Origin of the sequence: Vibrio sp. VP6 (genome assembly GCF_028823755.1) — a bacterium.
Taxonomy (GTDB): Bacteria; Pseudomonadota; Gammaproteobacteria; order Enterobacterales; family Vibrionaceae; genus Vibrio; species Vibrio parahaemolyticus.
Genome location: NZ_JAPEID010000051.1, coordinates 1 through 11,877 on the forward strand (window position 1 = coordinate 1; position 11,877 = coordinate 11,877).

Consider the following 11,877-nt stretch of genomic DNA (forward strand, 5'->3'; position numbering starts at 1 on the left):
GTCTCTGTCTACCGTCAGGGAACAGAGACGGGGGGCGAGCCACCCGACGAAAGCCTTGCGCCTCAACGGCGCTAGGCTTTCGACCCGCGCGGGGAAACGCGCGAAAAATCCCGGCTTCGCCGGGTCCTTTCCAGTATTGGGAAGGAATCAGAGACGATGACATCAGCCGGATCTGCCGTCAGTTTGCCATTTCAGGCAGGCCAGACGGTTGAGAGCAGAGCCCCTGCCATAGCAATGTTTGGTCGTAATAAAGTAGACGTGGGCATCGTCTTATCTGCCCTTTGAAGCGGCGAGAACCGCTTAGCCAGCAGCACGCAGAGCTGCCATCAAAAACTGCATATCACTTAACACCAGTTAGGGGCATGGCTAATGAGGACAGAACAACTAAGAGGGGAGCATCAGTGCGATGTGAACGAACGAATCCGGATGCCAAAAACTTTGGCCTTAAAAGTCGTGACATGGGCTATGCCGGGTTAAATGCGCTGAAAGAAGAGTACAAGTCATTTGAGTCTATTAGCACGATCCATGACCGCTGGAATGTATTTTGCTCCTGGGTCAAAGCTGAACAGGGAATTAAAGATCTTAGAAAAGTTGAAGTTTCACACTTAATGCAGTACGCGGATCATTTAAGAGATCGTTTTGAAAATGGTGAGATAAAAGCATCAACTGCACAAAACTATTTAAGTGCGGTTAATAGAGTAATGGAAATCGCTCGTGGAGATAATAAGGTTCGTGTTGATCCAGTAAAACAAGGTGATTTACCTAAGCGGAGTGGCATTAGTGAAGGGGACAAAAGTATTTCTCAGGAGCGTCACGATAAAGCAACTTACATTGCAACTGAGCGAACTGGAGCATTGTTAAATTTGCAACGAGAACTAGGTCTCAGGTTTGAAGAGTCTGCAAAATTGAATGCAGATAAAGCTCTGGCTCAAGCCCAGAGTAAAGGATGTGTAGAAATAAGAGACGGAACGAAAGGAGGTCGCCCTCGTTTTGTTCCTATTTTTGAGCAATCACAAATTAAAGCGCTAGAGCATGCCAGGGATATTCAAAATGGTCGCAGTATGATCCCAGCCGAACAGAGCTATAAAGAGTTTCGGCAGGATGCTTACAAAGAAGCGGCAAGATTGGGTGTTAAATTCCACGGTGAGCGTCATGCGTATGCTCAAAATAGGTATGAGAAATTATCTGGTGTGAAATGTCCAGTCAAAGCGGGAATAAAACATGGCAACGCACATCATAAATATATTTCCAGAGAAAAGGGAATTAGCGTTGAAACAGCAAAGTCTCTTGATCGTGAGGTCAGGATGCAAATAGCAAGAGAACTGGGTCACGGTCGTGTCGACGTGACAAATTCGTACTTGGGGTGAGCGGATATGGAAAAATGGATTAAAGAACGGTCGCATTCATATCTACGCCACGGTGGTAAGCAGACAAGGAGAGCTCAGATCCGGCTGCTGGTAAATGCGTGCAATGACATTGCGGCCAATGAACCAGGGGTGAGTACACCACCTCAAATCGGTCGGGCACATATCCACCGATACTATGCCAGAAAGTCAGATCTGACACAGAAAACACTGGCAACTCACTTTTATGCTTTTCGTGTGCTCTGGCAGGTGCTGCTAAAGCGCCCCGGAGATCCACCGAGACCTCCGGAACTGTGAATTGATTACATGAAGTAGATGTCACGCTCACGGTTAAATTCACGAAGGATAGATGATGCTTCGGAAGGGTGTTCCATCGGCGTGAGCAGAGTTTTCCAGAACTCTTCGTCAAACGAACGCTCCAGGTACAAGTAACGGCAAATCTTGATGAGATCGACGCGATCCCATTCACTACCATAGCCACCGTGAACGCCTAGCTCATCTTCCAGGGCATAGAAAGTCAGTTCTTCTTTGGCGTCCCATGCTGTACATAAGCGATCAAATAGCCGTTGCACTTTGTCTTTTGGGGTCTTGAAGAACTCGGCATAGGGTTCATGAGGCATCCTGATCACACTGCCATCGGTGTCTTGTAGGAGCGGATAGGTGCCAGACTCCCAAGCGTGCAGGTAAGAGTCAGAAAACTCGTTATGATGCACGCCCAGATTCATGATTTGCAGGCGCTGCTGGATGAACAGTGCTTCCATTGCTGTATTGTCGGTCATAGGTACTCCAGAGGTTAATTATCCCTATGTTATATGGAGGGTAAAGTTGCTGATTTCAATGACGGACTGGATTCACTTTCACATGTGAAAGTCGCTGTTCTGACTGAGCTGAGACGTAATTGGTGTTCAAATGGGGTTAATCGCTTTCTTGGGGGGAGGGATGCTGAACAGTTTGTCGCCCCAAAAGGGCAGATGGAGCGATTTGTCTAAGTAGGACAAGCTGTTATCTTGGAAGCTCATTCAGCTCTTGTAGCTCATAAGTGCGATAGCTGGTCGCCAAAAACAAACAGCAAACTAACTTTGAACCCACTCGGGAGCTAATCCCGTGTGGGGATAGCTCCCTAGATTGGTAATATTGAAAAACCTTACAAAGGAGTATTTAAACATGACATATCATTTACATCTTAACTTTGAAAACAAAGAGTATTTTTATTCCGAGCAAGCTTGGTCAACTCAAGAGACAATCCAAGGCCTTCTTCTTCCTATCTCAGCGCACCGTTGCGCAGAGGATAAAGAAGTTGTGAGTGCTATTGATGAAGTTAAATCTTTGATAGATGAAGTGCTAATCAAAGTTGATGTTGAATGGAACGACTGGATGACCCAAAAGCCGACAATTATTTATCAGGACGGCGTTAAGTCTCTGATTTCTAAATTGCAGAAGGAGTTTTTTATCAACTCATTCTGGGCTTATTTTAACGGTAAGAAATGTACCGCCCAGGCAAAACTGAGCCTTGAGGAGGAATTTCTTACTGAGCTGAAGCAGCTTGAACATGAGGGCACCTTTATTTTTAAAGGTGTAGATAATTAAACGGCTTTGTGCCCGTGAGGCCATAAGTTAAACGGGTGCTAGAGATTACGATGCAGCGCATGTTGTAATAGTTTCTTTAGTGTGACCGGAATAATCAAAGGGCCAGCTTGTCTGGCCCTTTGCTACTTTTTACTGTGGTCACTTTTGGAAGTTTGTACCTCTATAACTACCCCCGTAAAAACGGTACTGAGTAATCGTTGCGTTCAGGAACTTTCACATGTGAAAGTGCGCCTAAAAAGGGCAGTTGGAGCGATTTGTCTAAGTAGAACAGCCTGTTATCTTGGAAGTTCATTCAGCTCTTGTAGCTGATGAGTGCGATAGCTGGTCGCCAAAAACAAACAGCAAGTTAACTTTTTGAACCCACTCGGGAGCTAATCCCTTGTGGGGATAGCTCCCTCAAAAATATGAGGTGAAGCTATGTCTGCAACCACTTTCTTCTTAATTATGATCGTTACCGTCGCACTGTTTTCGGTTTCAGCATCTCTGCTCGCTCGCGGAATGCTGTATATGCTCAAAGCTGCGTTTGGTCTTTTTAAGAAGCGGCCTGTAAAGGCCGTTATGCCTACCCAAGTGAGTGACAACTCTGTTGTTGGTGAGTGGCTCAGCCGCGAGCCTAAAGCTCACAAAACGCCTTGCGCTTTCATCGAGTCTGCGCCGATTGACGGCCAGATCGTTCGTGGAACACGCCACTTATCAGGGGTTAAGCGCTGCCTAGAGGTGTCCTAATAAGTCTGTTCTATTTGAATGTTGAGGAAGTTACGATGCAACGACTGATTTTAGTCTATTAGTCGATAAATTAATTAAATCAAATGCAACCCTGCCGGGAAAAATCCCGGTGGGGATTCCCGGCCTAACCGTATTAGGAGACTGTTATGTCGGTACAAACTCAATGCGTTATGCGCAAGTATGATGTTGTTGGCACTATGTTTTACGCTTTCAACAATCACAAACATCAGGAACTGTTTTCAGAGACGATTTCAGCGACATCTCACGATGAAGCTGAAAACCGTTATCGGGAGTTGGTTACTGAACAATGTGAAATGCGGTCGCTGGAACTGGATCGAATCGAACTGAAATTTGTTATCGACTTGGATGCTGCTGAAAGCGGTGAATCCTGGGAGAAAGCGTTCGGTGTCGATGAAGCTGCTCATTGATCGTGAAAAAAGCCGGGTTTCCCGGCTTTTTTCGTTTCTGATTTAGGATGGTGACAAGTGTTCTAATGCCCTGATCATTTAGTACAAGGAAGTAGAGCTCACTGCTCGGATGGCCCCATTCCTCAATATTGTCAGCGGTGCCGTACTTTTGGGTTTTGCGACGACGCTCTCGTTCCGCAAGAGGGTAAATGCGAAGCTCCGGGTTCTGGATGCGTTTGACCAGTGACAGCCACGGGGCTTTGGGCTTGCCTGAGGTTATCCGCTCGCTGTATCGTGATACAGCGTGAGCTGTTACCAAGACCGTGCCCATTGCAGGTGTTTCGATAGCATCAAAGGTGCCTGCATATCGCTTTCGTTCAGCCAGCAGTAGTTCTGTAGCCTCTTCCTCAATGTTGGCCATGTACTCTGTTTTAGTGGAGACCTCGATCTGCACTCCTGCCAAACGAGATTGTAGGAAGGCCGAAAACTTTTGGGCGCACTTTTTGTCAGATCTTCCCCGTGCCAGTTTCTTGATGGCACCTTTTGATACAACCAGTTTGTAGCCTCTTCCTGTTCCTGGGACTCGGCCAAAAACTTGTTTTTCGAGCAGCAGGTAGCGAATGGCGCATAACTCGCAGAGTAGGGCGCTATCGTTGCTTTCAAAATCGAGGGTGACATTGAGTATGCCTTTTCGTTGGGTACCCACACGCCAAAATACTCGGCTCTGAATGCTACTAAGTTGTTCTGATACGGTCGTTAATGTCATCATAATTTTGTTTCCATTGAGGAACTGGTATGCAGCGTTGCCAGTTCCGCCCTTATATGGTTTCAGTTAGCTTTGAGGAGTTACGAACATAAGCTGTTGACCATGTTCATAAAGCACCGGATAAGGTAGTGTTTGCCCATCCTTAAAGACGGTATTAGGAGGAAAGTACATAGCTGACCATGCAGGGAGGTTGGCACTTAACTGCCGATAGAATTCATCTACCGGAAAGGAAACCTTTTCAGTTGTCTGCTGGAAAATAATTCGGCTGTATTGACTAGGGTGATTAGAATCTAGAATAAAACTTGCACCTGGCCCAGAAGTGATAAATTCAGGTGTTTGCCAATCATTTATCCGAGCAACGTGAGTTGCAATTACGCAATGCTCAGGTTTGCAGCCGAACTGAGGCGCATCCACTGTCCATATATTGATATCCCAGCCATTCAGTTTTGGCATCGTAATACCTTTATCGGCCAGTTTTTCAACGATCATTCCCATATTCTGGGCTGTATTTATTAGGCTTGCATCCACAAGTTCCTCGAACTTGATACGTGCATCATCTGTATTAGTAGCTTCTGTTTTGGGCATCCAGGCCATTAACGATGGGCGAGCGGACGGGTTATCAGGTGTCGCCATGATATTTCCTGCATTGAATGCTAGAGTCTGAGCGCCAGTCATCCCAGACAATGGCGCATCGAGTGAAGTTAGTAGGGCTGTTGCATTTAGTGCGCGAAGCAAAAGTGATTTTTTGTAGGAGTTAGTACCATCTGAGGAGTCTTGTAAATCTTGATCGTAAATCCCGCCAGCTCTAGCAATGTTTAGTGCTCTACTCTGTTGTGTATCGTATTGCTTTGGTGATACAGCACAGCCGTTTAAAAAGAGGCTGCAAATGATAGTTGATAATAACAGTGTCAATTTGTGGTTCATTCGTCATTCTCCATTTTGTGAGATTTATTTCATATATAACATCTCATGGAAAACCATAAACGCAAGTCTAAGAAAGTGGCTTTTTCAAATGTTTTTAACCTGTCACGAAAGAACAATTTAAAGTTAATCCCGATTGCTCCCAAAGTGGGCAATTAGAGCGTTAAGGAATAGCGCTAATGATTGAGAAAATAGAAACTCAAATTCGGATGGAGAGTTTCTATTATGCGGAAAACAATTTTGGCGGCGATTATCGCTGCATCGACAGTAACCGCCCCGGTTTCCGCCGGGGGACTACAGTCTGAAATGGATCGCTTATTCAATGAAATGAGCAATACCACTTTGCCTGGTGTTCATGAGTCACAGCGTCGCGGAGTCTTCACTGGGGGGCGCTATACCGTTAAGTCACGCATCTATGAGCAGAACCTTGTTTCCTTTACTCCACCATCCTGGAAGGCGGGATGTGGTGGGGTTGATATGTTTGGCGGGTCGTTCTCATTTATTAACGCTGAGCAGCTAGTCACGATGATGCGAGCAGTTGCGGCCAACGCGAAAGGTTATGCGTTCCAGTTGGCTCTGGATAACGTTTTCCCGGATGGAGCGAAGTGGATGGAGAACTTTCAGAAAAAGGTTCAAGCATTAAACCAGCACTTAGCGAATAGCTGCCAATTGGCGCAAGGGATTGTTAATGACGCGACGTCAGCATTTGATATTCAGCATAAAACCAAGGCATCTATAAAGGCAACGGGGGCTGGGCTTTATGACGATATGTTCGGTTCGGTACAAGAACAAGACGGGGAAACTCCACTACGGAAATTGAAGAATAACGATCCAACCAAATATCAAGAAATGATCGGTAATATTGTTTGGAAGCAACTGAAAGTTAACTCTGTAAGTACCTGGTTTCAATATGGTGACACTGCCCTGCTTGAGGCGATGCTTTCACTTACTGGTTCGGTGATCGTTGGCGATTTGGTGGCAGATGCCAGTGGAGGTGATACCAACCCTGTCTCACGCCTCCCAGGAGGCTTAGTCTCCCTTTCAGATCTTGTAGGCGGCGGTCAAGTTAAAATCTATGACTGTGACGATGATTGCTTGGCTCCAGCGAGAAAAACTGTCACCTTAACTAGCGTTCGTCAAAAAATTTATGAAGCGCTCACAGGAACAGATTCTCGACCAGGAATCATTTTCAAGTATAGAAGTAATATTGGTCCAATCACTTCCGATGAGCAAGCACTGATCACAAACCTTCCAGCCTCAGTAGGCACAATTATTCGTAACTTGGCTGCTCTTTCTGACAGTGTTGCTAATTCATTTGCAGATGAAAGTGCTACTGTTATTGCCAATGCGATCGTGTACGACCTAGCGACACAGATGATTTCCGCGGCAGAATTAGCAGTATCTAATGCCGACTCACCGCATAAAAATGAGGTAATGGGTCAGTTAGAGCGAGCGCGTATAAACATCGAGAACGAACATCGGCAGATGGTCGAGCAGTACGGTTCAGTCAGTGAGATTGTGACTCGCTACAACCAAATCATAAAAAATGTTCAGGCGCAACGTCTCAGCCTCACCAGCTCTAGGGGAGGTGCATGATGCCTGAGTTTACGATTTATAGCATCGGTGATTCGGAACTACTAGAGCAGGTACTGATTGCCGTTGCGATGATCACTGGGACGAATGACTTCACTAAAATGGCTTCCATCGGTCTTCTGGTGTCCGTGGTTATTGTGTGCGTTAAGGGGGTAGTACAGGGAGGGCGTGGTATTGAGATCCAGCAGGTGCTTATCGGCTGGATTGTATATGCAATGTTTTTCGGGGCATCAGCTCTGGTCAAAATCGAGGATGCCTACACTGGTGATGTCCGTGTTGTTGCCAACGTACCCTTGGGACCAGCCGCGATTGGGGGAATGATCTCGAATATCGGCTATGTCCTGACCGACAAGTTCGAGACCGGGTTTGCGACTATTACACCTCAGATAACGCGGAAAGGGTTTCTGTCCTCATTAGAGTTGATCAGTGCGCAACGCCAGCTTGCGGGAAATGCCGCACTCTGGGCTAGCTGGGATAGTGCTGTCGGAGGTGGCTCAGCAGACATGCAGCGTAGCTGGCGAAACTACGTTGCTGACTGTACCGCTATCCGTTATCAGTTGGCTGACGTATCCGAATCGAATTTGAAGAATCTGACCTGGCGCGAGGCATTGCGCTTTTCGTCAACGGTCTATGGTACTGAGATTTTTGTGTCACCTAGTGGGTCGACAACTCCAAATTGTACTGACGCCTGGACTGATCTAATGGTTGCCACGGATACGGCATTCGACTCTGGAACTTCTCATGAATCGATCAATTACCTACTGGGTCTGACTGTCGCTGGTACAAGTGGCGTTAATCCTGTGGCGGAAACAAACAACGCGCTTAATGACCTGTCGGCAACAGGAATCATTAGCTCTGACATGCTTAAGGCAGCGATCCTAACCCCGGTGCTAACCGAGGGCATGGGGCAATATTACGAGTCCATACAGCAAGGGACTGCCTCACTGATGATTGAGCAGGCGGTGCAGCAGCGAAATACTCAGTGGACTGCGGAGCAATCGGTATTTGCTACTGTTGTCAGGCCGATGCTGACATTTATCGAAGCTCTGGTATACGCCATTGTGCCGCTAATGGGGCTGCTCATCGTGCTGGGAATGATGGGGATTCAACTGGTCTTTAAATACTTTATGACGTTGATCTGGATTCAGCTATGGATGCCAGTTTTGGCTGTGGTGAATCTCTTTATCTATAATCGCAGCACTGCCTCCTTACAGGACTACATCACTTCTGGCGGTGATCCAACAAGCTTCGAGGGGATTCTTCACGTAACGGATATGATGAGCAATGATCTTGCTGTAGGTGGAATGATGGCTTCTGCCATACCAGTCCTTACTTTGTTCATTGTTTCTGGGTCAATTTACTCACTGAACTCTCTGGCTGGCCGCATGAGTGGTGGTGATCATATCAATGAGAAGATCTCTTCCCCTGACTTACTGCAACCTGCGCCGTTAGCCCAACAAATGCCAGCCCACGCTTTCAATGCTCTTCAGGGCGGCTTACAGGGAGGTGCTAATGGCCTAATTGATAAAATGAATTTCTCTAAAATGTCTTCTGAAATGGTAAGCAGTGGACATGCAAGAGCTGCGGTTGCCCAAGACGCTTTTCAGAATCAGCTCTCGAACTCATTCTTCTCTGGGAATAGTGCTGACAAGTCCTATCAACGACTCCAGAGTTTTGGGCAGATGCTGAGGGCATCTGATAGCAGTCAAGCCAAAGCGATAGTGAATGCTGGTCAACAGTACGCTAAAGAGCATGGCCTTGATGGATCTCAGACCAACGCAGTTATTGGTGCGATTGGTGCCAGAATGAGTGCTGGCGTGGATGCAGGAAAGTTGGTTTCAACTTTAATGGGGCCAGCTGGTTCGGTTGCCAGAAAAGCTGCTAAAGCGGCTGGAGCAGAAAATCCTGTAGATATGAGAGGAGACCTCAGTGCAAATGCTGAAACCCGCTCAACTGCCGCAAGAACTCAAATGACGAAGGATTTGGATCGAATTGCTAATGACATTGGATTCTCCAAGGATGATACAGCAGCACTGACCAATGATGTTGCTAATCAGATTAGTGACGATAAAACGCAGCGGTTTACTGAGTCTGTTGGTGAGGATCAGCGTCGTGGACTGACTCATACTGCCTCCCAGATGCTGACTGCTCAGGATACCTATCAGCGATTAGCAAGTGCTCAAGAAGTGCTGGGCAGTGTGACGTCAGTAGACATGCAAGCTATTGCTGGATCGGTTTTGAGTGATCAGGCGTCAATGGCGAATTTGAGCCAATACATGCGGCAGGCTCCTAGTGAGTTACGCCAGGCCGCAACTAATCGAGCACGACATTATAAAGGTCTTGGTATGGACGGAGACCGGGCTTCAGTGGGTGGGGCTCTGTATGCGATGCTTAACTCAGAAGATTTGCAACATAGAACTCAGGCAGCGGAAATTGTTGCAGGAACAATTGGAGCTAAAAACCCGATTGCAAATGCCAGTGAGGCGCAAAGGCACAGCCATTTAGATAGCGGGGCTCCCCAAATAGATAGCACACTAATCACCCAAGGGGAGAAAAACTTGAACGCCCCTAAATTGATGACAGCTGAGCAGAAAGCCAAACCTAAAACGGATCTTCCCGGAGGAGATAGCGATATTTATGCCGCTCACGGTGAGAACCTGGATAACGTAAACGCGCAACACGGTCAAAATCGGAGCGATTTTACAGGGCAACGTTTAGGGGAGCTACGCAACCGCATTATGGCTAATGATGTTGCTCCCTCAACTTCATCTCAGGTTTTCGCTACAGCCGAAGGAGCTGGCCGATTTATCGAGAAATTATTTGGTGGAGCAGGAGCTGCTGTAGATGGCTTCTCTGATAATTTTGGAAGTTCAATGGGTCGTCTTGCCAGTATGACCTCTGAGCAGCGTGATCAATTCATTGAAGATGCTAAGCGTGGTGATGAATACGTTGAGCAGGAATGGGGGGTTGCAGGTAAGGCATTAACAGGAATGGCTTCCCTTGGTCGCGGTATTATGGGAGCGGGCGTATCAGGATACAACGCAGCTAAAGAGTGGCTGACTGGTGAATCGGATCTCTCCGAAGCAGCTAAAGGAATGAGTCTCCAGGAGAGAGGGATGTTTTTTGCGTCAGCATTGGCTGCTGCTAGTGAACACAGTGTTGAAGCTGCGGAACAGTTTGTTGAGCAATATGGTGATGAGTTTAGGAGTATGGCTACGGTTGCCGGGGCCGAAGCCGGGCTCAATCAAACAGGTGCTCAGTTGTTCGCGGCTTCATTGACAGGGGATGATCAGCAAGTCGCCAACTTGAGGGAGCAGATGCGAACTGAGGTTGGCGACACTGAACTTGCTGACCGTATGAGCGACATCATCCAGACTTCCGCAGACGCGGGTAAAGATCAAGCTGCTGGGTATCTTAATCCAGTGGCGCGATATATGAGTGTAAGCAGAGGTCAGTAGGTTCTTTCAACTGAGCTAATGTGCGGATCGTATGGGTGCTCATTCGGTCCGTAACAGTAGCTTGATGACCAAGATTGAGTGTCTCTGAGACTGTTTGTTGTGTATCTATTTTCAATATTATTAACATTCAGTATTGAAGATGCTGAGCGGCCATTGAGCCATTGTGCATAGAAGCACACGGCAATGATTAAAACAATCAGACCCAAAATTCCGGCTACTTTGACACAAAAGAACAAAGCAGCCATGAAGGCTGAAAACTTAATTGTTTCTCTGAACATTACTGATCCTCTATTAATTTAGATGTCCCTAATTGACATTTAACATGGAATTTATTTTTGTCAATGCGAGTGGAGGAATTTAGATGATAAATAAAGATAGAGATTTAGGTTATTTACTTGAAGAACTTAAAATACAAATGATCAGGGGGAGAGGTCCCTGGCTTGTAGGAAGAGTATCGCTTGAATATGAGGGAAAAGTGATTGTGGTAAGCGGGAAAGCCCTAGAGCTTATGTTGGAAAAAACACAGTCTATATTGTCGATGATACATGTTCGGGCGACTATCATCGCTGGACAAAGACGGAATCCTTTTCTCTTGTATTCAAAGGAGTATGAGAAATTATTTCTCATCATAGTGAAAGAGAATGAAGAATGCTTAGTTTTAAGAGACAAAATAAGATCGGACTATAAAATTAAAAGACCATAAAATGATTTCATAAAAAAATATCATGTGTGTTTTTTGAACTCCCACTTGACCCTCAAACGGGAAAGTATAAATTTATATCTAGGTTATTTATGAAACATGTTGATTTATTAAAAATGTTCCGTCAGAACAAAGTTGAAATTGTAATTCTGAGGGAAGTCAGAAAAAACTATTTTCAGATTGAAGTTAACGCTGAGATTCTTATTTCAAAAAGAGGAGGTAGGCGCGAATTGAAAATTGAGACAGCTAAAAAATATTTGGAACAGCTAGGGTGTGAAAAATTTGTCGTATTACTAAAGGATGAAAATAATGAAGAGGTTAATTTATTGGGTAGGAGTTAGCTATACGCTGGGTG

The 11,877-nt window shown here is 46.0% G+C and carries 12 protein-coding genes; 9 read left to right on the forward strand and 3 right to left on the reverse strand.

The annotated features are described in order from the left end of the window. Nucleotides 1-156: 156 nt before the first annotated feature. Both OU793_RS21735 and OU793_RS21740 read left to right on the forward strand, forming a co-directional pair. Nucleotides 157-285, forward strand: a complete 129-nt coding sequence (locus tag OU793_RS21735; RefSeq protein WP_017788943.1) for a hypothetical protein — start codon at nt 157-159, stop codon at nt 283-285. A gap of 116 nt (nt 286-401) precedes the next feature. Beyond that, complete coding sequence (locus OU793_RS21740) at nt 402-1,367, forward strand: integrase domain-containing protein (protein ID WP_001203214.1); 966 nt, start codon at nt 402-404, stop codon at nt 1,365-1,367. 299 nt (nt 1,368-1,666) lie between these two features. On the opposite strand, the gene OU793_RS21745 is transcribed toward OU793_RS21740, so the two are convergent. Next, nucleotides 1,667-2,143: a hypothetical protein gene (locus OU793_RS21745; RefSeq protein ID WP_000131758.1), complete on the reverse strand. Its 477-nt coding sequence runs from the start codon at nt 2,141-2,143 to the stop codon at nt 1,667-1,669. A gap of 385 nt (nt 2,144-2,528) precedes the next feature. Here OU793_RS21745 and OU793_RS21750 point away from each other — a divergent pair, with 385 nt between their 5' ends. The 3 genes from OU793_RS21750 to OU793_RS21760 all read left to right on the forward strand — a co-directional run bounded on the left by OU793_RS21750 (nt 2,529) and on the right by OU793_RS21760 (nt 4,105). Further along, nucleotides 2,529-2,951, forward strand: coding sequence for a hypothetical protein (locus OU793_RS21750; protein WP_000220974.1), 423 nt, complete (start codon nt 2,529-2,531; stop codon nt 2,949-2,951). A 417-nt stretch (nt 2,952-3,368) separates the two neighbouring features. Next, complete coding sequence (locus OU793_RS21755; RefSeq protein ID WP_001277004.1) at nt 3,369-3,677, forward strand: hypothetical protein; 309 nt, start codon at nt 3,369-3,371, stop codon at nt 3,675-3,677. Between the two features lie 146 nt (nt 3,678-3,823). Continuing rightward, nucleotides 3,824-4,105 (forward strand): hypothetical protein, encoded by a 282-nt coding sequence (locus OU793_RS21760; protein WP_000116150.1) that lies wholly within the window; start codon nt 3,824-3,826, stop codon nt 4,103-4,105. Here OU793_RS21760 and OU793_RS21765 read toward each other — a convergent pair. Together OU793_RS21765 and OU793_RS21770 are read right to left on the reverse strand one after the other, a co-directional pair. Beyond that, entirely contained in the window at nt 4,032-4,853 is an 822-nt protein-coding gene (locus tag OU793_RS21765) for a hypothetical protein (RefSeq protein ID WP_243197064.1), read from the reverse strand. The genes OU793_RS21760 and OU793_RS21765 overlap by 74 nt on opposite strands. 63 nt (nt 4,854-4,916) lie before the next feature. Further along, nucleotides 4,917-5,774, reverse strand: a complete 858-nt coding sequence (locus OU793_RS21770; RefSeq protein ID WP_001015844.1) for a hypothetical protein — start codon at nt 5,772-5,774, stop codon at nt 4,917-4,919. A 303-nt stretch (nt 5,775-6,077) separates the two neighbouring features. On the opposite strand from OU793_RS21770, the gene OU793_RS21775 reads away from it, so the two are divergent. The 4 genes from OU793_RS21775 to OU793_RS21790 all read left to right on the forward strand — a co-directional run bounded on the left by OU793_RS21775 (nt 6,078) and on the right by OU793_RS21790 (nt 11,863). Continuing rightward, nucleotides 6,078-7,367, forward strand: a complete 1,290-nt coding sequence (locus tag OU793_RS21775; protein ID WP_274647834.1) for a conjugal transfer protein TraH — start codon at nt 6,078-6,080, stop codon at nt 7,365-7,367. Further along, a complete protein-coding gene (locus OU793_RS21780; protein ID WP_258509454.1) occupies nt 7,367-10,822 on the forward strand; it encodes a conjugal transfer protein TraG N-terminal domain-containing protein in 3,456 nt (1,151 codons plus the stop codon). The genes OU793_RS21775 and OU793_RS21780 overlap by 1 nt, the downstream gene beginning before the upstream one ends. Before the next feature lie 361 nt (nt 10,823-11,183). After that, nucleotides 11,184-11,525 carry a hypothetical protein gene (locus OU793_RS21785; RefSeq protein ID WP_000608474.1) on the forward strand — a complete coding sequence of 114 codons (342 nt, stop codon included), beginning with the start codon at nt 11,184-11,186 and terminating at the stop codon, nt 11,523-11,525. A gap of 89 nt (nt 11,526-11,614) precedes the next feature. After that, nucleotides 11,615-11,863, forward strand: a complete 249-nt coding sequence (locus OU793_RS21790) for a hypothetical protein (protein WP_077672958.1) — start codon at nt 11,615-11,617, stop codon at nt 11,861-11,863. Nucleotides 11,864-11,877 lie beyond the last annotated feature (14 nt).